Annotated in this window: 19 protein-coding genes, 2 tRNA genes and 1 riboswitch; of the genes, 17 read left to right on the top strand and 4 right to left on the bottom strand. The window is 73.0% G+C overall.

Features of this window, described 5'->3' with window-relative positions; all coding sequences use genetic code 11:
* Positions 1-24: 24 nt before the first annotated feature.
* From K415_RS0102080 to K415_RS0102060, 5 genes are all read left to right on the top strand, one after another.
* Positions 25-100: transfer RNA gene (locus tag K415_RS0102080), tRNA-Ala, on the top strand.
* Between the two features lie 183 nt (positions 101-283).
* Positions 284-358, top strand: a riboswitch (cyclic di-GMP riboswitch).
* 15 nt (positions 359-373) lie between these two features.
* Positions 374-748: a hypothetical protein gene (locus K415_RS0102075; protein WP_024285453.1), complete on the top strand. Its 375-nt coding sequence runs from the start codon at positions 374-376 to the stop codon at positions 746-748.
* Between the two features lie 63 nt (positions 749-811).
* Positions 812-2452: a signal peptidase I gene (locus tag K415_RS22440; RefSeq protein WP_024285452.1), complete on the top strand. Its 1641-nt coding sequence runs from the start codon at positions 812-814 to the stop codon at positions 2450-2452.
* A gap of 31 nt (positions 2453-2483) precedes the next feature.
* Positions 2484-2828, top strand: coding sequence for a cupin domain-containing protein (locus K415_RS0102065; RefSeq protein WP_024285451.1), 345 nt, complete (start codon positions 2484-2486; stop codon positions 2826-2828).
* A complete protein-coding gene (locus K415_RS0102060) occupies positions 2825-4360 on the top strand; it encodes a family 20 glycosylhydrolase (protein WP_029662971.1) in 1536 nt (511 codons plus the stop codon). Before K415_RS0102065 ends, K415_RS0102060 begins: the two co-directional genes overlap by 4 nt.
* A gap of 9 nt (positions 4361-4369) precedes the next feature.
* On the opposite strand, the gene K415_RS0102055 is transcribed toward K415_RS0102060, so the two are convergent.
* On the bottom strand, positions 4370-5911 hold the full coding sequence (locus K415_RS0102055) for a phospholipid carrier-dependent glycosyltransferase (protein WP_081784840.1): 1542 nt from the start codon (positions 5909-5911) through the stop codon (positions 4370-4372).
* A 24-nt stretch (positions 5912-5935) separates the two neighbouring features.
* Here K415_RS0102055 and rsmI point away from each other — a divergent pair, with 24 nt between their 5' ends.
* Positions 5936-6772 carry a 16S rRNA (cytidine(1402)-2'-O)-methyltransferase gene (gene rsmI / locus K415_RS0102050; RefSeq protein WP_024285449.1) on the top strand — a complete coding sequence of 279 codons (837 nt, stop codon included), beginning with the start codon at positions 5936-5938 and terminating at the stop codon, positions 6770-6772.
* Positions 6773-6854: 82 nt separating this feature from the next.
* The gene (locus tag K415_RS0102045; RefSeq protein WP_024285448.1) at positions 6855-8621 is read left to right on the top strand and encodes an ABC transporter ATP-binding protein; all 1767 of its coding nucleotides are present in this window, start codon (positions 6855-6857) and stop codon (positions 8619-8621) included.
* A gap of 93 nt (positions 8622-8714) precedes the next feature.
* Here the strand turns inward: K415_RS0102045 and K415_RS0102040 are convergent, their stop codons facing one another.
* The gene (locus K415_RS0102040) at positions 8715-9326 is read right to left on the bottom strand and encodes an isochorismatase family protein (protein WP_024285447.1); all 612 of its coding nucleotides are present in this window, start codon (positions 9324-9326) and stop codon (positions 8715-8717) included.
* A 134-nt stretch (positions 9327-9460) separates the two neighbouring features.
* Between K415_RS0102040 and K415_RS0102035 the strand changes: the two genes are divergently transcribed.
* The 8 genes from K415_RS0102035 (at position 9461) to K415_RS0102000 (ending at position 20266) form a co-directional block, all read left to right on the top strand.
* Entirely contained in the window at positions 9461-10675 is a 1215-nt protein-coding gene (locus K415_RS0102035; protein ID WP_231494798.1) for a sorbosone dehydrogenase family protein, read from the top strand.
* 46 nt (positions 10676-10721) lie between these two features.
* Positions 10722-12533, top strand: coding sequence for a methionine--tRNA ligase (gene metG / locus K415_RS0102030; protein ID WP_024285445.1), 1812 nt, complete (start codon positions 10722-10724; stop codon positions 12531-12533).
* A gap of 2 nt (positions 12534-12535) precedes the next feature.
* A complete protein-coding gene (locus K415_RS0102025; RefSeq protein ID WP_024285444.1) occupies positions 12536-13462 on the top strand; it encodes a TatD family hydrolase in 927 nt (308 codons plus the stop codon).
* A gap of 160 nt (positions 13463-13622) precedes the next feature.
* Positions 13623-14816, top strand: a complete 1194-nt coding sequence (locus K415_RS0102020; RefSeq protein WP_081784838.1) for a ubiquitin-like domain-containing protein — start codon at positions 13623-13625, stop codon at positions 14814-14816.
* Positions 14817-15123: 307 nt separating this feature from the next.
* A complete protein-coding gene (locus tag K415_RS0102015) occupies positions 15124-16413 on the top strand; it encodes a resuscitation-promoting factor (RefSeq protein ID WP_024285442.1) in 1290 nt (429 codons plus the stop codon).
* Positions 16414-16501: 88 nt separating this feature from the next.
* Positions 16502-17353, top strand: a complete 852-nt coding sequence (gene rsmA / locus K415_RS0102010) for a 16S rRNA (adenine(1518)-N(6)/adenine(1519)-N(6))-dimethyltransferase RsmA (RefSeq protein WP_024285441.1) — start codon at positions 16502-16504, stop codon at positions 17351-17353.
* A 28-nt stretch (positions 17354-17381) separates the two neighbouring features.
* Positions 17382-18353 (top strand): 4-(cytidine 5'-diphospho)-2-C-methyl-D-erythritol kinase, encoded by a 972-nt coding sequence (locus K415_RS0102005; RefSeq protein WP_024285440.1) that lies wholly within the window; start codon positions 17382-17384, stop codon positions 18351-18353.
* Positions 18353-20266 carry an ABC-F family ATP-binding cassette domain-containing protein gene (locus K415_RS0102000; protein ID WP_024285439.1) on the top strand — a complete coding sequence of 638 codons (1914 nt, stop codon included), beginning with the start codon at positions 18353-18355 and terminating at the stop codon, positions 20264-20266. The genes K415_RS0102005 and K415_RS0102000 overlap by 1 nt, the downstream gene beginning before the upstream one ends.
* Before the next feature lie 9 nt (positions 20267-20275).
* Here the strand turns inward: K415_RS0102000 and K415_RS0101995 are convergent, their stop codons facing one another.
* Entirely contained in the window at positions 20276-20764 is a 489-nt protein-coding gene (locus K415_RS0101995) for a MarR family winged helix-turn-helix transcriptional regulator (protein WP_024285438.1), read from the bottom strand.
* Positions 20761-21372: a TetR/AcrR family transcriptional regulator gene (locus K415_RS0101990; protein WP_024285437.1), complete on the bottom strand. Its 612-nt coding sequence runs from the start codon at positions 21370-21372 to the stop codon at positions 20761-20763. The genes K415_RS0101995 and K415_RS0101990 overlap by 4 nt, the downstream gene beginning before the upstream one ends.
* Positions 21373-21503: 131 nt before the next feature.
* Here K415_RS0101990 and K415_RS0101980 point away from each other — a divergent pair.
* Both K415_RS0101980 and glmU read left to right on the top strand, forming a co-directional pair.
* A tRNA-Gln gene (locus K415_RS0101980) sits at positions 21504-21575 on the top strand.
* A gap of 193 nt (positions 21576-21768) precedes the next feature.
* Positions 21769-23313: a bifunctional UDP-N-acetylglucosamine diphosphorylase/glucosamine-1-phosphate N-acetyltransferase GlmU gene (glmU, locus tag K415_RS0101975; RefSeq protein WP_231494797.1), complete on the top strand. Its 1545-nt coding sequence runs from the start codon at positions 21769-21771 to the stop codon at positions 23311-23313.
* Positions 23314-23316: the final 3 nt, after the last annotated feature.

The raw sequence follows: 23316 nt of genomic DNA, 5'->3' as shown, positions 1-23316 counted from the left end.
CGGGTGCTAATCTTTATCCGCTCTGGGGCTGTGGCGCAGTTGGTAGCGCGTCTCGTTCGCAATGAGAAGGTCAGGGGTTCGAATCCCCTCAGCTCCACCATGTGATGTCGCAGGACATCGGCAACAGGCCGGACCCTCAGGGTCCGGCCTGTGTGCGTTGTCGGGGTCGGCAGTCCCTGGTGCTGTCGATGGTGCGCTCGCGCGTCGGTGCTCATCTCACGGGTTGGACTTCTCAGAGTTGCGCTGTCCCCGCCGATAGGGGAGACACGCCGAGCACTCCGCTCGTCGACAAGGGCAAATCCGTCGCGAGGCGGGGACGCAAAGCCACGGGACCCACGCGGTCAGCCGGGCTACCGAAGAGGGAGTTCAGCTCGTGCGCACATCCATCAAGCTTCTCGGCGCCCTCGCGGCCGCCGGCCTTGTCGCCGCCGGCGGCTCCGCGCTCACTGCCAACAACACGGGCGTCGAGGCCGCCAACGTCGGCTACCAGTCGGCCGTGATCTCCGGCGTCACCGTGTCGAACGTCGAGTACGTGGTCGATCCGCTGGATGCCAGCATGCTGTCGGAGATCGTCTTCACGGAGGCCCCGGACGTCTCCGCGGGGCACCTGGCGATCCTGACGGTCAACGGGCCCACGCAGACCCAGATCACGTGTGACACGTCTGTCGCCCTGACGATCACGTGCCTGACCCCGTCGCTCGTCATCTCCACGATCACATCGATCGCCCTGACGGTCACGACGATCTAGCCGGCACGCGAGGACGAGGCGTCGCCACCCGCGGCGCCCCGTCCGTGACCGAGGGGAGGTGTCGTGAAGCGTCGCGTGGTGCTGCTGATCGCCCTCACCGGCCTGCTCGTCGTCCTGCTCGCCCCGCCGTCGGTCGGCGGTTCCACCTCCTACGTCATCACGCGCGGAGCGAGCATGGAGCCGCGGTTCCACACCGGTGACCTGGCGGTCGTCCGGGCCGGTGGCGACTACTCCGTCGGCGACGTGGTGGCCTACCGGAGCGACCTGCTCAACTCAGTCGTCATGCACCGCATCGTCGCCGTCGAGGACGGTCGCTACACGTTCCAGGGTGACAACAACTCCTGGCTCGACCCGGAGCAGCCCACCGCGACCGACCTCATCGGCGCGCTCGTCGTGCGGGTGCCGCAGGGCGGCACCTGGCTCGAGCGGGTGACCGGCCCCGTGGGGCTCGGTGTGGTCGCCTTCGCGCTGGTGGCCGGCGGCGGGACCGCCGCGCACACGCGGCATCGACGACGGGCCAGGGGCGCGGCTCGGCACAGCATCAGCCGACCGAGCCGTCCGAGCAGCACCAGCCACACGACGATGCCGACCTTGGCCGCCGCACCCCCGTGGATGCGGACCGCCGCGGCCGGCACCGGTGTCCTCGGCGTGCTCGGCCTCGCGCTCGGCGCCCTGGCATGGACCGGTCCGCTGACCGAGCCGACGGTCGGCCAGGAGCCGACGGGCCGGACGATGACGTTCTCCTACACGGCGTCGGTCCCGCCGTCGGCGGCCTACGACGGCACGACCGTGACGTCTCCCAGCCCGGTGTTCCGCACGCTGGCCGACACCGTCGACGTCCAGCTCGCCTACCGAGGACCCTCGGGCCAGATCACCGTGGACGCGGAGCTGTCCACAGCCGGCGGGTGGCGGTCCACCGTTCCGCTCACTGGTCCGGTCGACGTCGCCGACGACCAGGCGGAGCTGGCGGTCAGGCTGGACCTGGTCGCCCTCGAGGCCCGGGCGCAGGCCGCGGCCCTGGCCACCGGGATGCCGGCCGACCAGGTCACCGTCGACGTCGTGGCCTCGGTGCAGTCCGGCGACCTGCCGGCGTTCGCGCCCGCCCTGCACCTGCTGCTGTCCGACCTCCAGCTCCGGCTGGTCGGCGACGCCTCGGCGCTGACGGTGGTGGATGCCGCGGTCGTCGATCGGGTCGCCGAGACGCCCCGATCGATCGCCTTCGGGAACGTCTCGATCTCGGTCGCGACGGGTCGGGCCGTCTCCGGGTGGCTGGCCCTGGGGTCGTTGCTCGTGGCCGCGGCTCTGATCGTCGCGCTGCGCCGGATGTCGCTGCCCGGCGAGGACGCCGAGATCCGGAACCGCTACGGCTCCATGATCGTCGTCGTCCAGCCCATGGTCACCCCCGCCGGACGTCCGGTGGTGGACGTCCCCGAGTTCGCCACCCTGGCGAAGATCGCCGAACGCTACGGGCTGCTCGTCCTGCACTGGACCCGGAGCGGTGTCGGCACCTTCGTGGTCCAGGACGAGGGCACGACCTACCGCTACCGCGCGAGCGTGGATGCGCCGCCGCGCGCCCGGGGCCGTGGATCGACCGCCGCCGCTGCGCCGGACCGGGGCCTCGCCCTCACGGCAACCCACGGGCCGCCGTCGCACCGGTCGCCGGACGTCGGAGCGGTCCGGCCGGGTCTGCCGCACCAGGGGTGACAGGTGGCCTCCGGTGCAACAGACTCGCGACATGAGCCTCGACCCCGTGTCCAGCAACCCCGACCACTACCGCATCGTCTTCGAGAACGACCGGGTCCGTGTCCTGGAGTACACCGACGTCCCCGGTGACCGCACCACGCCGCACCAGCACCCCGACTCGGTGATGATCACGATGAGCTCCTTCGCCCGCCGCCTGCACGCCGGCTCCGGCTACCGGGACGTCGAGCTGTCCGCGGGCAAGGCGATGTGGCTGCCGGCGCAGCAGCACGCCGGCGAGAACGTCGGCGAGAGCCCGACCCACGCGCTCTTCGTCGAGCTCAAGGAGACACCGGGTGCACCGTCCGCGGCCGAGGGCCAGGCGCTGGGCCCGCAGTGACCGCTGACGTCCCGATCCTCCCGATCATCCCGGCCCCCCTGACGGTCGAGCCGCGCCCGGGCGCGCCGTTCGCGGCCGTCGCGGGCATCCGGGTCGTGACCGGTCGGCAGTCCGAGGCCGTCGCGGCGGCCGTGCTCGTCGCCAACCGGATCGGGCGACGCTGCGGCTTCCCGGTCGCGGTGGTCCAGGACGACGACGGCTCACCCGGCGCGATCGTGCTGCGCATCACCTCCCGGTATGCAGACCTCCCGGTGCCCGCGGACCTGGACCCGGAGCTCGCCGCGGAGGCCTACCGGCTCGAGGTCAGCGCCGAGCGCGCCGTCGTGACGGCCCTGGGCGGTGCCGGGCTGCTGCGCGGCATCCACTCCCTGCAGCACCTCGCCCGACCGGGTACCGGCGAAGCGATGTTCGACTTCTCGCCGGTCCTCGTCGTCGACCACCCACGCTTCGCATGGCGGGGCCTGAGCCTCGACGTCGCGCGGCACTTCTTCGGTGTCGACGACGTCAAGTCCGTCCTGAACGTGATGGCCACGTTCAAGCTCAACGTCCTGCACCTGCACCTGACCGACGACCAGGGGTGGCGGCTGCGGATCGCGTCGCGCCCCGCCCTGACGGACGTCTCCGGCCTGACGGCGGTCGACGGGGACCCGGGCGGCTTCTACACCGAGCAGGACTTCGCCGAGATCCTCACCTATGCCGCCGCGCGGTACATCACAGTGGTCCCCGAGATCGACCTCCCGGGCCACGTCAACGCGGCCCTGCACGCATGTGGCGAGCTGACGCCGTCCGGGGAGCCTGCGCCGGCGTACACCGGGGTCGACGTCGGATTCAGTCGGCTCCACGTCGACCTGCCCGCGACGGCGCCGTTCATCCGGGACGTCCTGGGCGACGTGGCCCGGATGACACCGGGTGGCTTCGTGCACATCGGGGGCGACGAGGTGCTGACCATGGAGCCGGCGGAGTACGAGGCCCTGATGACCCTCGCCGCCCAGGAGGTCCGGCTCGCGGGCAAGGCGGTCGTCGGCTGGCAGGAGATCACCGGCGTCCTGGTCCCGGGGGACGGACGGCCTGCCCCGTGGTGGGTCCGGGACGTCGTCGTGCAGTACTGGGACGAACGTTCCGGCGGTGCGGCCGTCGTGGCCGCCGCTGCCGCCGGTGCGCGGGTCCTGCTGTCACCCGCCACCCGGACGTACCTCGACCTGCGGTACGACGCGTCGACGCCGATCGGCACCGAGTGGGCCGGGACCCTCAGCCTGCGCGAGAGCTACGAGTGGGAGCCGCTCGACGTGCTGCCGGGCGTGCCGGCCGGCCAGGTCCTCGGCGTCGAGGCCGCCCTGTGGACCGAGACGGTCCGGACGGTCGACGACCTGTTCGTGCTCCTGCTGCCGCGGCTCGCAGCGGTGGCCGAGGTGGCCTGGTCCGCCCCGCACCGGCGGGACTGGGACAGCTTCGCCCGGCGGCTGCCGGCGCATGCCGAGCGCTGGGACGAGTCCGGGCTCACCTGGTACCGCGCGCCGGAGGTCAGCTGGTGACCGGCCGGCTCAGACCCAGCTCGGCAGCCACTGGTGCAGCTGCCAGGTGCGGAACGTCGTGACCTGGCCGGTCCACAGCGGGTAGAAGTACCAGGACGTCGCGAGCACGGCCACGGCCACGACGACGACGACCGTCCGGACGATGCGGCGGCGTGCCTCGTCCGCGTCACCCCAGGCGAGCAGCCGCGCGCCCGACCAGGTGACGGCCAGCACCAGCCAGGGCAGGAACGCGACAGCGTAGAACGCGAAGATCGTGCGTTGCGGGAACGCGAACCACGGCAGCCAGCCGGCCGCGATCCCGGTGAGCACCGCCGCTGCGACGCCGTCGCGCCGGCGGACCGCCCACCAGAGGCAGGCCAGGACGGCGAACGCCGCGAGCAGCCACAGCACGGGGTTGCCGAGCGAGGTGACGGTCTGCGAGCAGCGGTCGGCGCCGCAGATCTGCTGAGCCGGCTCGGGTGAGACGTAGAAGAACGCCGTCGGACGCCACTGCACGATCCAGGTGATCGGGTGCGAGGCGTAGGAGTGGTCGTCGGTGAGGCCCGTGTGGAAGTCCCACATCTCCTGGTGGAACCGCACGAGCGATCGCAGCGCGTCGGGCAGCCAGGTGACGCCCTGCCCGGGATGGGCCTGCGCCCAGCTGCGGTCGTAGGCGTCCGGTGAGCGGAACCAGGAGAACCAGCTGGCCAGGTAGGTCAGCGCGGCGACCGGCACCAGGCTGACGAAGGCCGGCCCGGCGTCGCGGAGCAGCGCCGCCTGCCACCAGCGGCGCACCCCGGCCCGGTAGCGGGTCGAGGCGTCCCAGCCGACGGTGAGCAGACCGAACGCTGCCAGGAACCACAGCCCGGACCACTTGGTACCCACCGCCAGGCCGAGCAGCACGCCGGCGGCGAGTCGCCACGGCCGCAGCCCGAGGCCGGGTCCCCAGCGCCCCGGGGCGCGTGGTGGGGCGGTGGACCCGAGCATCCGCTGCCTGGCCCGGTCGCGGTCGATGAGCAGCGCCCCGAAGGCCGCCAGGACGAACATCATCAGGAAGCCGTCGAGCAGTGAGGTGCGGGAGTGCACGATGGCTGAGCCGTCGACGGCGAGCAGCAGGCCGGCGACCAGGCCGAGCGAGGTCGAGGCGAACAGGCGGCGTGCGATCCGGGTCAGCAGCAGCACCGACACGATCCCGGCCAGCGCCGCGCCGAGCCGCCAGCCCACCGGGTCCTGGGCGCCGAGCAGCCGCATCCCGAGCCCGACCAGGTGCTTGCCGACGGGCGGGTGGACCACGTAGCTCGCCCGATCGGAGTAGCCGTCGACGTCGCCGGCCTCGAAGGCCGGGTTGGGGTCGTCGCCCCAGGCAGCCTCGTAGCCGAGGCGCAGCAGCGTCCAGGCGTCCTTCACGTAGTACGTCTCGTCGAAGACCAGCGTGGGGATCCGGTCGAGTCCGGGCAGCCGCAGCGCCGCGGCAAGGCCGGTCACCCCGAGCGCCCCGAGCCAGCCGGCCAGACGGGTACGGGCAGGTGTGCCTCGGCGCCGGTCCGCCGCGATGGTCGTCACGCGGGTCATCGTAGGTGGCCTAGCCTGGCGGCCATGAGCACCGGGCGGATCGTCCTGGCGGCCACGCCGATCGGCAACACCGAGGACGCCTCGCCGCGGCTGCGTCACCTGCTGGCGACGGCCGACGTCGTCGCTGCGGAGGACACCCGTCGGCTGGGCGGTCTCCTCCAGCGCCTGGGTGTCCGCACGACCGGCCGGGTCGTGAGCCACCACGAGCACAACGAGGCCGCGCGGGTGGCCGACCTGCTCGAGGTCGTGCGGGCCGGGGGCACCGTCCTGGTCGTGTCGGACGCCGGCATGCCCACGGTCTCCGACCCGGGCTTCCTGCTGGTCAGGGCGGCTGTCGAGGCCGGGCTGCCGGTGACCACGGCGCCCGGGCCCAGCGCCGTGCTCGCCGCGCTCGCCGTCTCGGGGCTGGCCACCGACAGGTTCTGCTTCGAGGGCTTCCCGCCCCGCAAGGCCGGCGAGCGGGCGACGGTCTTCGCCGACCTCGCGCGGGAGCGTCGCACGATGGTCTTCTTCGAGGCGCCGCACCGGCTCGCGGCGACGCTGGCGGCGATGGCCCGTGCCTTCGGCGCGGACCGCCCGGCCGCCGTCTGCCGTGAGCTGACCAAGACCTACGAAGAGGTCGTGCGGGGCGGGCTCGACGAGCTCGCCACCTGGGCGTCGGGCGAGGTCCGCGGTGAGATCGCGATCGTCGTGGCCGGTGCACCCGGGAAGGAGGCGAGCATGCCCGACCTGGTCGTGGAGGTGCTCGCCCGCGCAGACTCCGGGGAGCGGCTCAAGGATGCGGTCACGGCCGTCGCCGAGGCGACCGGGGTCGCCAAGCGTGAGCTCTACGCGGCGGCGCTCGCCGCCCGCAGACCCTGAGCCGCGGCCCCGTGCCCGTGCGTCGACGCGCCGGGTGCGGGACGGCGTGCCGTCGCCGTCTTCGAATCGTTACGATCCTCCTGTGACGGGCACACCGCTGGAGGACACCTACCAGGCCGAGCGACCGCTGCGCACCCTTGTGCGGCTGTACTCCGGGCAGCGCTGGCGGCTCGGTCTCGCCGCCGTCGCGTTCGCGGTCAAGCACTCGCCGGTCTGGGTCATGCCGGTGCTCACGGCCGACGTGATCGACATCGTCGTCGAGCACCGGCCGCTACGGGAGCTGTGGACCGTCGGTGCGCTGATGGGCCTGTTCATCGCGCAGAACCTGCCCCTCGCGACGCTCTACATCCGCCAGCTCAGCGTGGCGATCCGGACGGTCGAGACGGGCCTTCGGATGGCCCTGTGCCGTCGGCTCCAGGAGCTGTCGATCGGCTACCACCGGCGGGTCAGCGCCGGCGTCCTGCAGGCGAAGATCGTGCGCGACGTCGAGAACGTGGTCGAGAGCACCCGGCAGACCTTCGACACCGGGATGGCAGCCGTGACGACGCTCATCGGCGCCCTGGTCCTGACCGCGGTCCGGGTCCCGGAGTTCCTGCCGGTGTTCGCCCTGACCGTCCCGGCGGCGGCGGCGCTCGTCGCCGCGATGCGCCGGCGCATCCAGGCCCACAACGCGGTCTTCCGGACCGAGGTCGAGCGGATGTCGGCGCGGGTCAGCGAGATGACGCACCTGATCCCGATCACTCGGGCGCACGCCCTCGAACGCATCGAGCTGGACCGGGTCGACGCGACGCTCGTCGGCGTCCGCGAGGCCGGGATCCGGCTCGACGTCGTCAACGGACGGTTCGGCGCGCTGGCCTGGATCACCTTTCAGCTCCTCTCCGTCGGCTGCCTCGTCGGTGCCGCCTGGGTCGCCTGGACCGGGACGTTCGCGGTCTCCGCAGGCGACGTCGTGATGCTCTCGAGCTACTTCGTGACCCTGACCGGAGCGGTCACCGCGCTGATGACCCTAGCGCCTGCCGTCAGCAAGGGGCTCGAGTCGATCCGGTCGATGGGCGAGGTGCTCAGTGAGCCCGACATCGAGTCCAACGCGGGCAAGACGGCGGTCCCGTCGGTCGCCGGCGCGATCGAGTTCGACCACGTGACCTTCGCCTACGCCGATGCGCCGACCGAGCCGGCCATCGCGGACCTGACCCTGCACGTGACGCCGGGGGAGACGATCGCGCTCATCGGCCCGTCCGGGTCGGGCAAGTCCACCCTGCTCAACATGGTCATCGGCTTCCTTGCGCCACAGGCGGGGCACGTGCGCCTCGACGGGCGGGACCTGGCCGGGATCGACCTGCGCACCTACCGTCGTTTCCTCGCCGTCGTGCCGCAGGAGTCGCTGCTCTTCGAGGGCACGGTGCGTGACAACGTGACCTACGGCAACGCCGAGCTGTCCGACGAGACCGTCCGGCGGGCACTGCGCGACGCCAACGCGCAGGAGTTCGTCGAGCAGATGGGCGGGCTCGACGCGATGATCGGCGAGCGCGGCGCGCGGCTCTCGGGTGGCCAGCGCCAGCGGCTCGCGATCGCCCGGGCCCTGGTCCGTGACCCCCGGGTCCTGGTGCTCGACGAGGCGACGTCGGCCCTGGACACCGCATCGGAGCGCCTCGTCCAGGAGGCGCTCGCGCGCCTGATGCGGGGCCGGACGACGTTCGTCGTCGCGCACCGGCTGTCGACGATCCGCGGCGCGCACCGGATCGCGGTGATGCGTTCCGGCCGCATCGAGGAGATCGGGTCGCACGCCGAGCTCATGGCGGGAGGCGGCAGCTACGCCGAGCTGCAGCGCCTGAGCGGTCTGGTTCGCTGACCTCAGACGGACCGTGCGACCTCAGGCGGCCTGTGCGATCTCGGACGGACTGTGACCTCGGACGGACTGTGCACCTCAGACGGACTCTGCACCTCAGACGGACTCTGCGGTGGCCAGCTCGGCGCCGGCCGCGGCCATCTCGGCCCGCGCCGCAGCGCCCTGCTCAGCCGTGACCGGGACGGTCAGGTCCGTCAGCACGCGCACCGTGAACCCGGCCCGCAGCGCATCGAGGGTCGTGGCCTTGACGCAGTGCGACTCGGCGATGCCCACGACGTCGACGGCCTCGATCCGGCCTCGCGCGAGGATCGTCGCCAGGTCCCGCCCCGCGTCGTCCACCCCCTCGAAGCCCGAGTACGCGGCCTCGTGCCGACCCTTCTTGACGCACGCGTCCGGGAACAGGTCGTTCAGGGCAGGGTGCAGCTCGGCCTCGGCGGTTCCCGCGACGCCGTGCGGCGGCCAGGTGTCGACGAAGTCCGGCTCGGCAGGGGGCGTGGCGAAGTGCGGACCAGGGTCCTCGTGCCAGTCCTGCGTCGTGACCACGAGCTGGTAGCGGCTCCGGTGGGTCGCAGCGAAGTCGGCGATGGCGTAGGCAACCGCAGTCCCGCCAGCGACGGGCAGCGCGCCGCCCTCGCAGAAGGTCGGCTGCACGTCCACCACCAGCAGGGCCCGACGCGGGCCACCGGACGGCTGGATCTGCTCACTCATCGGGCCAGGGTAGGCCGCTCCGCTCCCGTCCGCCGCTCCGCTCCGCCGTTCACCGGTCTACCTGCCCGCTCACCGGTGGCAGGTCGGGGGTCGCCGCACGAGACTGGGCGAGAGCCAGGGACGGGAGCGCGCGCATGGTCGAGGGTTCATCGACGAGGTGGGGCCGGACGGCCCGCCGGATGGTCGGCCGCGGTGGCCTGGTGATCGCGCTCGTCCTGACGGCGTCGTGCACCGCGGCTGAGCCGCAGCCCGCGTCCGCGACGTCGTCGTCGTCGCCGGCGTCCGCCCCGAGCAGCCCCCCGCCCCCGGTCGCGCCGGAGCCGTCAGCACCCCCGTTCCCTGCCGGACCGGAGCTCCCCGCAGCGACCGCGACGCCCCAGGACGTCGTGACCGGCCTGGTCACACCGTGGGCCCTGGCGTTCCTGCCCGGCGGCGCTGTCCTGGTCACCCTGCGGGATCCCGGGCAGGTGCTGCTGCTCACGGATGCCGGAGCCGCCCCGCTCACCGGCCCGGGCGCCGAGGCGCTCGCCGCCACGACCCGCCACGGCGGGGAGGGCGGCCTGCTCGGCGTCGCCGTCGCGGACGACGTCGCGCAGACCGGCCTGGTCTACCTCTACCGCACGACGGACCAGGGCAACGAGGTGGTCCGCACCGTCCTCGACGCCGTGACGGGCACGCTGGGCGAGCTGGTTCCCGTTCTGCAGGGGATCCCCGCGGCGGGCAACCACAACGGCGGGCGGATCGCCTTCGGACCCGACGGGCAGCTCTACGTCGGCACCGGCGACGCCGGGACCCCTGACGCCGCACAAGACCCCGGATCGCTCGCCGGGAAGATCCTGCGGGTCACGCCCGAGGGTGCGCCGGCGCCCGGCAACCCGACCCCCGGCAGCCCGGTGTGGAGCCTCGGCCATCGCAACGTCCAGGGCCTGGGCTGGGACCCGGACGGCCGGATGCTGGCGAGCGAGCTCGGCCAGAACACCTACGACGAGCTCAATGTGATCGAGCCGGGCAACAACTACGGCTGGCCGGTGGTCGAGGGCCGCGGTGGCGTGGCGGGGATGGTCGACCCGGTCGTCACCTGGTCGACGGATGTCGCCTCACCGAGCGGGATCGCGGTGACCGACGCCGGGGTGTACGTCGCCGCACTGCGCGGTCAGCGCCTGTGGGCCGTGGGTCTCCTGCCGGACAGCTTCGCCGATCCGGTGGACGCGCAGGTCGGTGAGCTCGGCCGGTTGCGGGACGTCCACCTCGGCCCGGACGGAGCCCTGTGGATCCTGACCCAGAACACCGACGGGCGCGGGTCGCCGCGCGACGGGGACGACCGTCTGGTGCGGATCGAGCTGCCCTGACGGCGCGGCCCGGACGGGCGCGAGATCGTCAGTAGGATCGTGGCCCATGGCCCACATCCTCTCGGCGGTCGCCTGGCCGTATGCCAACGGACCCCGCCACATCGGACACGTCGCAGGCTTCGGTGTCCCGTCCGACGTCTTCAGCAGGTACATGCGGATGGCGGGTCACGACGTCCTGATGGTCTCCGGGACCGACGAGCACGGGACGCCGATCCTGGTGCAGGCCGAGCAGGAGGGTGTCGGCCCGCAGGTCCTGGCCGACCGCTACAACCGGGTGATCGTCGAGGACCTGACCAAGCTCGGGCTCTCCTACGACCTGTTCACCCGGACCACGACGGGCAACCACTACGCCGTCGCGCAGGAGATGTTCCGCACGGTGCACAAGAACGGGTACCTGGTCGAGCAGACGACCATGGGCGCGATCTCCCCGTCGACCGGACGCACCTTGCCGGACCGCTACATCGAGGGCACCTGCCCGCGGTGCGGCTACGACGGCGCCCGCGGCGACCAGTGCGACAACTGCGGCAACCAGCTCGACGCGATCGAGCTGAAGAACCCGCGCAGCCGGATCAACGGCGAGACGCCGGTGTTCGTCGAGTCGAACCAGTTCTTCCTCGACCTGCCCGCCCTGGTGGACTCCCTCGAGGCCTGGCTCCGCTCGCGTGAGGCGTGGCGCCCGAACGTCCTGAAGTTCTCGCTGAACCTGCTGGCCGACGTGCGGCCGCGCGCGATGACCCGGGACATCGACTGGGGCATCCCGGTGCCGCTCGACGGCTGGGAGTCCAACCCGAGCAAGCGCCTGTACGTGTGGTTCGACGCCGTGATCGGCTACCTGTCCGCCTCGGTGGAGTGGGCGCGGCGCACGGGTGACGTCGACGCCTGGCGCGCGTGGTGGAACGACGAGCAGGCGCGGTCGTACTACTTCATGGGCAAGGACAACATCACCTTCCACTCCCAGATCTGGCCCGCCGAGCTGCTCGCCTACGACGGCCGTGGCTCGCGCGGTGGCGCGCCGGGTGCCTACGGGGCGCTGAACCTGCCGACCGAGGTCGTCTCGAGCGAGTTCCTGACGATGGAGGGCAAGCAGTTCTCGTCCTCGCGCGGCGTCGTGATCTACGTGCGCGACATGCTCGCCCGCTACCAGCCGGACGCCCTGCGCTACTACATCTCGATCGCGGGCCCGGAGAACCAGGACTCCGACTTCACCTGGGCCGAGTTCAAGCGCCGGACCAATGACGAGCTCGTCGCCGCCTGGGGCAACCTGGTCAACCGCACGGCGAACCTCATCCACAAGAACTTCGGTGAGATCCCGGCGCCCGGTGTGCTCGAGCCGGCCGACCGGGAGCTGCTCGCCGCGACCCAGGGCGGCTTCGCCACTGTCGGCGAGATGGTCGGCGCGCACCGGCAGCGCGCCGCTGTCGGTGAGGCGATGCGCCTGGTGACCGAGGCGAACCGCTACCTGTCCGAGACCGAGCCGTGGAAGCTCAAGGCCCCCGAGCAGCGCGAGCGCCTCGCGACCGTGCTGAGCACCGCGGCCCAGGCGATCAGCGACTGCCGCACGATGCTCTCACCGTTCCTCCCGCACTCGGCCCAGGTCGTGCACGAGGCCTTCGGCGGTACCGGCACCGTCTCGCCGCTGCCGCGGATCGAGGAGGTCACGGACCTCGACGACCCGTCCCGGCAGTACCCGGTGATCACCGGCGACTACACCCTCGGGCAGACGCTCGCGGCGTGGGCGTCGGTGCCGGTGGTGCCCGGCACCCCGGTCGGACCGGCGGTGCCGGTGTTCACCAAGCTCGACGACTCGATCGTCGAGACGGAGCTCGAACGGTTGCGCGACGAGAGCAGCGGGGCCTGACCGTGGCCGGCAGCCGCGAGCGTGACCGCTCCTGGCCACCGGATCCCGAGCCGTTGCCGCACCCGATCGTCGACGGGCACACCCACCTGGACAGCCCGGCGCCCGGCGCGCGGGGGTTCGACGGGGTCGGCGAGCCGCCGACGGTGGCCGAGCAGATCGCCAGGGCGGCGGCGCTCGGGGTGACGCGCATCGTGCAGGTCGGCTGCGACCTGCCGGCGGCACGCTGGACCGACCGGCTGGTCCGCGAGCAGCCGGCGGTGCTCGGCGCTGTGGCGATCCACCCCAACGAGGCACCCCTGCACGCCGGTGTCCAGGAGGTCGCACCGGACGGGCTGCCGCCGGCACGGGACCCACGGCACGACGTCGGGCTGGACGAGGCGATCGCCGAGGTCGCCGCCCTGGCCCGGGGCAACGACCGGATCCGGGCCATCGGCGAGACGGGCCTCGACCACTTCCGGGGTGGTGACCGGGCGCGGCGCGTGCAGCGCGACGCGTTCCGGGCACACGTCGCGATGGCCAAGGAGCTCGGCCTCGCCCTGCAGATCCACGACCGCGACGCCCACGCCGACGTGCTCGCCGTGCTCGAGCGCGACGGGGCACCGGAGCGCACCGTGTTCCACTGCTTCTCGGGTGACGCCGAGATGGCAGCCGTGTGCGCGGCCCACGGCTGGTACCTCTCGTTCGCCGGGACGGTGACCTTCTCCGGGGCGAGCGCCCTGCGCGCGGCCCTGCACGTCGTCCCGCTCGGCCAGGTGCTGCTCGAGACCGACGCGCCCTACCTGACGCCGCACCCGTACCGCGGTCGGCCCAACGCGCCGTACCTCGTCGCGGCCACCGCACGGGCTGTCGCGACCGAGCTCGACCTCGACCTCGGCGACCTGTGCCGCGTCGTCTGGGAGACCTCCGAGCAGGTCTACGGTCCCTGGTGATCTCGGTCCGTGCCGTTCCGCCGACCGGTCGGCCGGTCTCGCCGGGGTGAAGACCCCCCGGCCGACTACCCCGACCGTGTCCTTTCCGTTACCGTCGAGGGTTGAAGCACTCGTCGACGCCCTGCGCCGGCAGCCCCTGCCCCCGACGGACGGACCCCGCGTGCCCTCCTCCTCGCCCACCGACCGGCCACGCCGCCGGTTGCCGGACCGAGGTCGTCTTGCGGCACAGGCCGTCGTCCTGGCACTCGTCGTTGCCGGGACGAGCGCGTTCGCGGCGCTGAACAAGACGATCACCCTCGACGTGGACGGGTCGGTCTCGACGGTCAACGCCTTCGGCCGCACCGTGGCCGACGTCCTGGAGACCCAGGGCGTCGCGGTGGCGGACGGCGACCTCGTGGTCCCGGCGCCCGGCCAGCTGGTGGCGGACCAGTCCGTCGTCGTCGTGCGGCACGGTCGTGACGTGGTCGTGGAGATCGACGGCGCCCAGCAGACGATCTGGACGACCGCGCTGACGGTCGACGAGGTCGTCGCCGAGCTGGGGCTGCGTGCGGGCTTCCGGGCCTCCGCATCGAGGTCGGCAGTGGTCGGGCGGGACGTCCTGCGGCTCTCGACGGTCAAGACCGTGCACCTGGTGGTGGACGGTCACACGGTCGACCTGAGCACGACGGCGCCGACAGTCCGTGAGGTCCTGCTCGACGCCGACGTGGTGCTGGGTGAGTACGACCGGGTCTCGGTCGCGCTGGATGCCGCAGCCGTCGACGGCCTGATGGTCCTGGTGACGCGCGTCGCAGGCGTCGCACGCTCCGAGACGACGACGATGCCGTTCGAGACGGTGCACGAGGACGACGCGACCCTCGCCCAGGGGCGCGAGGTCGTGTCCGTGCGCGGTGCCGAGGGCACCCGCGCCGTGACCTACCTGGCCTTCGAGGTGGGCGGCGTCGAGGTCGGCCGTTCGATCCTTGCCGAGGTCGAGGTGACGGCGCCGGTCAACGAGGTCGTCCGGGTGGGGACGTTCACGGGTCCTGACCTGTCCTCCGTCGCTCCGGTCGAGCCGGGTACCTCGCGGGCGATCGGGTACGAGCTGCTGCTGGCCCGCGGCTGGGACGACACCGAGTGGGCCTGCCTCGACGCGCTGTTCGCCAAGGAGAGCGGCTGGCGGGTCAACGCGCTGAACTCCTCGAGCGGTGCCTACGGCATCCCGCAGGCGCTCCCGGGCTCGAAGATGGCCTCGGTCGCCGACGACTGGCAGACCAACCCGGCGACCCAGATCACCTGGGGCCTGAACTACATCACAGGCCGCTACGGGACCCCGTGCGGGGCCTGGGCGCAGGCCGACGCCAAGGGTTGGTACTGACGGCTCGACGGCTCGACGGACCGCCGCTTTGCCCGATGGTCACGAATGGGTTACGGTTGCGCGTCGCTCCCGGGGAATCCTGGTCTGTGGTGTAGGCGCTGACCGCCACCGTCGACCGTCCTCCTCACCCCCTGCCGAACCGCTCGTGCGGCCACGGTGCCCGGGACGGCGGGCCGGACCCCGAAGGTGCGGGTCGGTCCTGACGGCCGGATCAGGGCATCCGGACCAGCACGGTGCCGTGGTACGGCACCGCCTCCCGCGGTTCGCCCGGGCAGGACGGCTGGGCGCCACGGCGCATCCTCACCCTGTGCCCGGACACCCCGACGTCTGGAACCACGTGACCTTCCTCGACCCGATCCGCCGCGCCGCCGCGCGGACCCTGGCCTCCCGCCCCCGACGCTCCACGACCGTTCAGTCCGTTCCGGCCGATCAGGCCGGCACCGAGCCGGCACCGACCGGCCACGCCCGTCCGACGCCTCGCCGTCGGGCCCTGGGCATCGCAGCCCTCAGCACCACCCTGGTCCTCCTCGCAGGCGGCTCGCTCGCCGTCGCCAGTGCGCACAAGACCGTGACCCTCGACGTCGACGGTCAGCTGGTCGAGGTCTCGACCTTCGTCGGCAGCGTCGGCGGCATCCTCGAGGCCGAGGGTGTCGAGCTCGGTGAGCGCGACATCGTCGCTCCGGACACGGCCGCAGCCCTGCGTGACGGGGACGAGGTCGTCGTCCGGCACGCCAAGCAGCTGACGGTTCTCGCCGACGGCGAGGAGTCCACCGTGTGGACCACTGCGCTGAGTGCCGACGAGGCGCTCGCCGGCCTCGCCACCCGCGGCGACGACGTGCGACTGGTGGCCTCGCGGTCGCTGTCGACGGGCCGCGCCGACCTCACCGTCCAGCTCGACCTCGACGGTCCGGTCGACGTCGTGGTCGACGGCCGGACGGAGCACGTCGAGGACGGCTCGATCGGCATGGACGAAGTCCTCGCGTCCCTCGACGTCACCATCGGTGACCTGGACCGGGTCCAGGTGCTCCACGTGGCGACGCCGGAGGGCGGCGACCGGCTGACCGTCCTCGTGCAGCGGGTCGTCGCGCAGGAGCGCCCGACCACCGCCGAGATCCCGTTCGAGACGGCTGTCGAGCAGAGCGACGACCTGTACAAGGGTCAGCGTCGGGTCGAGGTCGCCGGTGTCCCCGGTGAGCTCACGACCGTGCAGCGCGTCATCCTGGTCGACGGCGTCGAGGAGTCCGCGCGGCTGCTCAGCGAGACCGTCACCCGCCCGCCGGTGACCGAGGTGGTCCGCGAGGGCACCAAGGCCCGGCCGGTCGCTGCGGCCGCGCCGGCCACCGCGAGCACCGTCGGTGGGGACGTGTGGGCCGCGCTGGCCCAGTGCGAGTCGGGCGGGAACCCGGGGTCCATCTCGGCGAGCGGCACGTACTACGGGCTGTACCAGTTCTCGCTGGGCACCTGGCAGGCGATGGGCGGCACCGGACTTCCGTCCGATGCCTCCGCCGACGAGCAGACCCAGCGCGCGCAGGCACTGCAGGCGCGGTCCGGCTGGGGCCAGTGGCCCGCGTGCGCGCGGAGCCTCGGACTGCTCTGAGCCTTGGACTGCTCTGGGCCTCCGACCGCACCGACCGCGGCGAGCTGCTCGAGGGCTCCCGTCGCTCGGGAGACCCTAGGCTCGTGACATGACGACAGACGCCCTGCTGGGCCCCGCGCAGATCCGGGATCTGGCAGGGCGTCTCGGCGTCCGGCCCACGAAGAGCCTCGGCCAGAACTTCGTCGTCGACGCCGGGACCGTCCGTCGGATCGTCCGGATCGCCCAGGTGACGCCGGGTGAGCGGGTCGTGGAGATCGGACCCGGGCTGGGCTCGCTGACCCTCGGCCTGCTCGATGCCGGCGCCGACGTGCTGGCGGTCGAGATCGACCCGGTGCTCGCCGAGCAGCTGCCGCTGACGGTGGCCGAGCGCGCGCCGGACCTGGCCGGACGCCTCACCGTGCTGACGGCGGACGCGCTGACCTTGACTGCGCTGCCCGGTCCGCCGCCGACCGCGCTCGTCGCGAACCTGCCGTACAACGTCGCCGTGCCGGTCCTGCTGTCCTTCCTGGCGCGGTTCGACTCGCTCGAGCGGGTCCTGGTGATGGTCCAGGCCGAGGTGGCCGACCGGTTGGTCGCACCGCCCGGGTCGCGCACCTATGGGATCCCCTCGGCCAAGGCCGCCTGGTACGCCTCGGCGCGCAGCGCCGGCTCGATCGGCCGTGCGGTCTTCTGGCCGGTGCCCCGGGTCGACTCGTCGCTCGTCGCGCTCGAACGTCGTGACCCGCCCCCGACGACGGCCACCCGCCAGGAGGTGTTCGCGGTCGTGGACGCCGCGTTCGCCCAGCGCCGCAAGATGCTCCGCTCGGCGCTCGCCGGCGTCGCCGGGTCGGGTGCTGCCGCCGCGGCGGCTCTGGTGGCCGCGGGCGTCGACCCGACGTCGCGGGGCGAGCGGCTCGACATCGCCGCCTTCGCCCGCATCGCCGAACAGCTGCACCGGTGAGGCCTGGCAGGCGTGAAAGAGTGGCCAGGTGACCTACCAGCCCCGCGCCGGCGCCGCCGTGCACGTGCGCGCGCCGGGCAAGCTCAACCTCGCGCTGTCGGTCGGCCGTCGCCGGCCGGACGGCTACCACCCGCTGGCCACGGTCTTCCAGGCGCTCTCGGTCTACGAGGAGCTGACGGCCGAGCCGGCCGACGACCTGACCATCACCGTCAGCGGCGCTCAGGCAGACCTGGTGCCGACCGACGGGACGAACCTCGCGGTCCGCGCCGCCCGGCTGCTGGCCGAGCGGGTCGGGATCCCGTCCGGGGTGCACCTGCACGTGCACAAGGGTGTCCCGGTGGCCGGCGGGATGGCGGGCGGGTCCGCCGACGCCGCGGCGGCGCTGATCGCCTGCGATGCGCTGTGGGACACCGGCATCCCGCGCGGGGAGCTCGTCGAGCTCGCCGCGGAGCTGGGCTCTGACGTGCCCTTCGCCCTCGTGGGGCACACCGCCGTCGGCCGAGGCCGCGGCGACCTGCTGACACCGGCGCTGACCCGGGGCGAGTACCACTGGGCGCTCGGTCTGCGCACTGCGGGCCTGTCCACGCCCGAGGTGTACGCCACCTTCGACGAGATCCTCGGGGGGGCGTCCGACGAGCCGACGGTGGACCGTGCGCTGATGGCCGCGCTCGCCTCGGGTGACGCCGTAGCGGTCGGCCGCGCACTGACCAACGACCTCCAGGTGGCCGCGCTCGAGCTCGCACCCGACCTCGCCGAGACGCTGAGCGTCGCGCAGGACGCCGGTGCCCTCGGGGTGCTCGTCAGCGGTTCGGGCCCGACGGTCGCCGCTCTGGGCAGGAGCCGGCACCATGCGCTGGCGCTGGCGGCGGCGATGACCGCGTCGGGCGCGACCGACAGCGTCCTGTGCGCGTCCGGCCCGGTGCCCGGTGCCCGGCTGACCACCGAGACGTCGGACCGTGACCGCCTCGCCACCGGCCCGACCCGCGGGGACCGGAGCTGATGGCGCACCTGTTCGGTGCGGACGCCATCTCGCTCACCGTCGGCAACCGCACGCTGCTCGACGAGGTGAGTCTCGGCGTCGACGCCGGGATGCGCATCGGCGTCGTCGGTCCCAACGGCGCCGGCAAGTCCACCCTGCTGCGCCTGCTCGCGCGCCGGCAGGACCCCGACGCAGGCCGGGTGACCCATGCCGGCGACCTGCGGATCGGGCTGCTCGACCAGCGTGACGAGCTGCCGGCCGGGACTCTCGTGCGCGACGTCGTGCACGGTGACGATGCCGAGCACACCTGGGCCGGCGACGCCGGGATCCGTGCCGTCCACACCGGCCTGCTCGCCGACGTCGACCTCGACGCCGACGTCGAGCACCTGTCCGGCGGTCAGCGGCGCCGGGTCGCGCTGGCCGCGCTGCTGGTCGCCGACCTCGACGTCCTGATGCTCGACGAGCCGACCAACCACCTGGACGTCGAGGGTGTCGCCTGGCTCGCCGAGCACCTGGTCGAACGTTTCAACGACCGCGCCGGCCGCGCGTCGACGCGCGGTGCGCTGATCGTCGTGACCCACGACAGGTGGTTCCTCGACGCGGTCTGCACCCGGATGTGGGAGGTCACGGGAGCCGGCGCCGGGGACCGCACCGGTGGCACCGTCGAGGGCTACGAGGGTGGCTACGCGGCCTACGTGCTCGCGCGGGCGGAGCGCGATCGGCAGGCCGCGACCTCGGCGAGCCGCCGCGACAACCTGCTGCGCAAGGAGCTCGCATGGCTGCGCCGAGGCGCACCGGCCAGGACGAGCAAGCCGCAGTTCCGCCTCGACGCGGCAGCGGCCCTGATCGAGGACGAGCCACCGCCGCGCGACCCGCTCGAGCTGACCCGGCTCGCGACCGCACGGCAGGGCAAGGACGTGCTCGACGTCGAGGGCGTCACTGTCGAGTTCGGCACGCCCGACGGCGGTCGCCGTACCTTGATGGACGACCTCACCTGGCGGCTCGGCCCGGGGGACCGCTACGGCCTGGTCGGGGTCAACGGGGCCGGCAAGACGACCCTGCTCCGGCTGCTCGCGGGCGACGCGGTGCCGAACCGTGGCCGGGTCAAGCGCGGCAAGACGGCGGTCGTCGCGATGCTCACCCAGGACGTCGAGGAGCTCGACGAGCTCTCGCACCTGCGGGTCCTGGAGGTCGTCGAGCGGGAGAGCCGGACGGTCGCCGTCGGTGGCAGGGAGCTCACCGCGGCGCAGCTCGTCGAGCGGCTCGGCTTCACCAGGGAGCGCGCGCAGACCCCGGTCCGCGACCTGTCCGGCGGTGAGCGTCGCCGCCTGCAGCTGCTGCGCCTCCTGGTCGGCGAGCCCAACGTGCTGCTGCTCGACGAGCCGACCAACGACCTGGACACCGACACCCTCGCGGCGATCGAGGACCTGCTCGACGGCTGGCCGGGCACCCTCGTCGTCGTCTCGCACGACCGCTACCTGCTCGAGCGGGTCTGCGACCGTCAGGTCGCCCTGCTCGGCGACGGCACCCTGCGGGACCTGCCCGGTGGCGTCGAGCAGTACCTCGAGCTGCGCAAGGTGGCGCGGTCCGGTGCTCCGGTGACGTTCGGTGCGGTCCCGGCACCCGGCTCGTCCGCCGCGTCGTCGCCGACCGCCCCGGTGCCCGCCGCGAAGCCTGCTGACGCTGCCGGCGCCGCGGACGTCACGCAGGGTCCGACGGCGGCCGAGGTGCACGCCGCACGCAAGGAGATGAACCGGATCGACCGACGGCTCTCCAAGATCGTCCAGCGTGAGGCGACGATCCACGAGCGGATGGCCGCGGTGGCGTCCGACCACACGGCGGTGATCGCGCTCGACGCGGAGCTCCACGAGCTGGCCGTGGAGCGCGAGGCCCTCGAAGAGGCGTGGCTGGCGGCTGCCGAGGTCACCGGCTGACGGTCGCCGTCAGGCGTCGAACGGCGCGACCACGATGCGGAGCAGGTCGGCGAGGCGGTTGCGGTCCTTCTCCGGCAGACCGGCGAGCAGCTCGCGCTCGACGTGCAGGAGGTCCTCGAGTGCGCCGTCCACCCGGACCCGCCCGTCCGGGGTGAGGCGGACCAGGACGCCGCGGCGGTCGCCGGGAGCCGGCAGCCGCTCGACGAGCCCGCGTCCGGCCAGGCGGTCGATCCGGTTGGTCATCGTCCCGCTGGTCACCAGCGTCTGGGTGACCAGGGTCCCGGGGGACAGCTGGTACGGCTCGCCGGCGCGTCGCAGCGCCGACAGGACGTCGAACTCCCACACCTCGAGGTCGTACCGGCTGAACGCGCCTCGACGTGCCAGGTCGAGGTGCCGGGCGAGCCGGCTCACGCGGGACAGCACGCTCAGCGGCGCGACGTCGAGGTCGGGTCGCTCGCGGTGCCATGCCTCGACGATCCGGTCGACCTCGTCCGTCATGGGGTGTGCCCGTCCCCGCCACGCAGCGTCGGCTTGGCCTGGAGCCCGGACAGCCCGTACCAGGCGAGGTTGACGAGGTGCGCCGCGACGTCGGCCTTCTTCGGGCTGCGCGAGTCCAGCCAGTGCTGCCCGGTCAGTGCCACCATGCCGACCAGCATCTGCGCGTAGATCGGCGCCGTGGCCGGGTCGAGCCCGCGACGGGTGAACTGGTGGGCGAGCAGGTGCTCGACCTGGGCCGCGACGTCCCCGATCAGGCTCGAGAACGTGCCGGTCGCCTGGGCGACGGGTGAGTCGCGCACGAGGATGCGGAAGCCGTCCGTCGACGCCTCGATGTAGTCGAGCAGGGCGAGGGCTGTGCGCTCGAGCAGGATCTGCGGGTGACCGCCGGCCTCGAGCGCCCCGGTCAGCGCACCGGTCAGGGCCTGGATCTCACGGTCGACGACGACCGCGTAGACCCCCTCCTTGCCGCCGAAGTGCTCGTAGACCACCGGCTTGGAGACATCGGCCCGTGCGGCGATCTCCTCGACGCTCGTGCCCTCGAAGCCCTTCTCGGCGAACAGCTGGCGGGAGACGTCGAGGAGCTGCTCCCGACGTTGCGTACCGGTCATCCGCGCACGGGGCGGACGCTTGCTGGTGGAGGCCACGCGCCCATCATGCCGTGCGGCCCTGGCAGACTGTGGAACCGTCCGTCGATCACGCGCAGCAGGTCACCTGGTGGCTGCAGCAGCGAGGCGGCCGGTCCGCCCTGGTGTAACGGCAGCACGCAGGCCTTTGGAGCCTTGCAGTCCAGGTTCGAATCCTGGGGGCGGAGCCGTGGTGCCGACCGCTACGTGCCCGGGTCCCGGCCCGGCGACGGTAGAGTGACCGAGCGCCAGACACACGCGTGGCCCGTACCGTCCCTCTCCTGCCGAGCGGCGAACCGGTCCAGCAGATCTCACGGGAGTCAAGTGACCAAGGCCCGTCCCGCCGCAGTGGTCGTCCTCGCCGCAGGCGAGGGAACCCGGATGCGATCGGCTACGCCGAAGGTGCTCCACACCCTGGCCGGGCGGACGATGCTCGGCCACGCGCTCGCCGCAGCGCGTTCGCTCGACCCGATCCGGGTCACCGTCGTGGTGCGCCACGGACGTGACCTCGTCGCAGCCCATGCGCTCGAGCTGGATCCGGCAGTCCTCGTCGCGGACCAGGACGACGTGCCGGGGACCGGCCGCGCCGTGCAGTGCGCGCTCGGGGTCCTCGACGCAGCAGCGCACGCCACGGCTGCCCACCAGGACGACGGGGCCGGCCAGGGCGACGAGGCCGTCAACGCGCAGGTCGAGGGTCCGGTCGTGGTCCTCGCCGGTGACATCCCGCTGCTCGACGGCGAGACGCTCGGACAGCTGCTCGCCGCGCACGTCGCGGACGGCAACGCCGTCACCGTGCTGACGACCGAGGTCGCCGACCCGACCGGGTACGGGCGGATCCTGCGCGACCCGGACACCGGCGAGGTCACCGGTGTCGTCGAGCACCGCGACGCCGACCCAGCCCAGCGGGCGATCGTCGAGATCAACTCGTCGGTCTACGTCTTCGACGCCGCCGTCCTGCGGTCGGCGCTCGGCCGCCTCGACCGTGACAACGCCCAGGGCGAGCTGTACCTGACCGACGTCCTGGCGTTCGCCCGGGCCGACGGCGGCGCGGTCCGGGCGCTGCGGGTCGACGACCCCTTCCTCGTCGAGGGGGTCAACGACCGCGCCCAGCTCGCCGTGCTGGCTGCCGAGCTCAACCGCCGGCTGCTCGACGGCTGGATGCTCGCCGGGGTGACGGTCGTCGACCCGGCGACGACCTGGGTCGACGTCGACGTCGAGCTCGAGCCGGACGTGACGCTCCTGCCCGGTGCGCAGCTCTTCGGTGCGACGACTGTGGCACGGGGCGCGACGGTGGGGCCGGACACGACGCTGACCGACGTCGTGGTCGGCGAGGGTGCCCAGGTGGTCCGCAGCCACGGCTCGTCGTCGCGGATCGGCGCCGGGGCGCTCGTCGGGCCGTTCGCCTACCTGCGGCCGGGGACGGTGCTCGGAGCTGCCGGCAAGATCGGTGCCTTCGTCGAGACGAAGAACGCGACGATCGGGGCCCACTCGAGGGTCCCGCACCTGTCCTACGTCGGGGACGCGACCATCGGGGAGCACAGCAACATCGGCGCGGGCACGATCTTCGTGAACTACGACGGCGTGCACAAGCACCAGACCACGATCGGCTCGCACGTCCGGGTGGGCTCGGACAACTCCCTCGTCGCGCCGGTCACGATCGGTGACGGCGCCTACACGGGCGCCGGATCGGTCATCCGTCGCGACGTCGGCCCGGGCGCGCTCGGCATCAACACAGCGCCGCAGCGCACCATCGACCGCTGGGTGCTCCGCCGCCGGCCGGGCACGCCGTCCGCGGACGCCGCAGCCGTGGCGCTCGGCGAGAGCCCCGACGTCTCGACCGACCTCTCCCCGCAAGCCATCGCCGAGCTGGCCCGCGGCTCGGCCGAGCCGGGTCCGACCTCGCATCCCACCACCGAAGGGCGCTGACCA

Origin of the sequence: Cellulomonas sp. KRMCY2 (assembly GCF_000526515.1) — a bacterium.
Lineage (GTDB): Bacteria > Actinomycetota > Actinomycetes > Actinomycetales > Cellulomonadaceae > Actinotalea.
This window is presented reverse-complemented; position numbering and strand designations above follow the sequence as displayed.

Coding starts and splice junctions, on each gene's coding strand:
- K415_RS0102065 (WP_024285451.1), top strand. CDS start 2,484: ATGAGCCTCGACCCCGTGTCCAGCAACCCCGACCACTACCGCATCGTC.
- K415_RS0102055 (WP_081784840.1), bottom strand. CDS start 5,911: ATGACCCGCGTGACGACCATCGCGGCGGACCGGCGCCGAGGCACACCT.
- rsmI (WP_024285449.1), top strand. CDS start 5,936: ATGAGCACCGGGCGGATCGTCCTGGCGGCCACGCCGATCGGCAACACC.
- K415_RS0102040 (WP_024285447.1), bottom strand. CDS start 9,326: ATGAGTGAGCAGATCCAGCCGTCCGGTGGCCCGCGTCGGGCCCTGCTG.
- K415_RS0102035 (WP_231494798.1), top strand. CDS start 9,461: ATGGTCGAGGGTTCATCGACGAGGTGGGGCCGGACGGCCCGCCGGATG.
- metG (WP_024285445.1), top strand. CDS start 10,722: ATGGCCCACATCCTCTCGGCGGTCGCCTGGCCGTATGCCAACGGACCC.
- rsmA (WP_024285441.1), top strand. CDS start 16,502: ATGACGACAGACGCCCTGCTGGGCCCCGCGCAGATCCGGGATCTGGCA.
- K415_RS0102000 (WP_024285439.1), top strand. CDS start 18,353: ATGGCGCACCTGTTCGGTGCGGACGCCATCTCGCTCACCGTCGGCAAC.
- K415_RS0101995 (WP_024285438.1), bottom strand. CDS start 20,764: ATGACGGACGAGGTCGACCGGATCGTCGAGGCATGGCACCGCGAGCGA.
- K415_RS0101990 (WP_024285437.1), bottom strand. CDS start 21,372: ATGACCGGTACGCAACGTCGGGAGCAGCTCCTCGACGTCTCCCGCCAG.
- glmU (WP_231494797.1), top strand. CDS start 21,769: ATGCGATCGGCTACGCCGAAGGTGCTCCACACCCTGGCCGGGCGGACG.